Genomic DNA, 363 nt, shown 5'->3' with positions numbered 1-363 from the left:
TGAGGTGGTCTAGCTAAGCCGGACACAATTGGGACGTGGTTTGAAGATGGGTTTCGAAGTGGTTAGGGGCTTGGTAGCCGAGCGCCGAATGGCGGCGTTCGGCGTTGTAATAGGCGATGTGATGGCTAATTTCGAGCTTGGCTTCGGCTAGCCCGGGGAAGCTGCCGCTGTCAAGCAGTTCGGCCTTGAAGCGGCTCCAAAACGATTCGGCGTGGGCGTTGTCGTAGCAGTTGCCGCGCCGGCTCATGCTCTGCAGTGCGCCATGTTGGGCGACGAGTGCTTTGAAGCGGTTAGCCGTGTACTGGCTGCCCTGGTCGGAGTGCACGACCAGTCCAGCCGAGGGCCGGCGCACGACCAAGGCCC

The 363-nt window shown here is 61.4% G+C and carries 1 protein-coding gene; it reads right to left on the bottom strand.

Annotation, left to right across the window (positions count from 1 at the left end):
- Positions 1–13: 13 nt before the first annotated feature.
- Positions 14–363: integrase core domain-containing protein (locus HW556_RS18480; protein ID WP_176901583.1), on the bottom strand; the 350-nt coding region annotated here is incomplete at its 5' end.

Source organism: Hymenobacter terrestris (assembly GCF_013377905.1).
In the GTDB taxonomy this organism is placed as follows: Bacteria; Bacteroidota; Bacteroidia; order Cytophagales; family Hymenobacteraceae; genus Hymenobacter; species Hymenobacter terrestris.
This window is presented reverse-complemented; position numbering and strand designations above follow the sequence as displayed.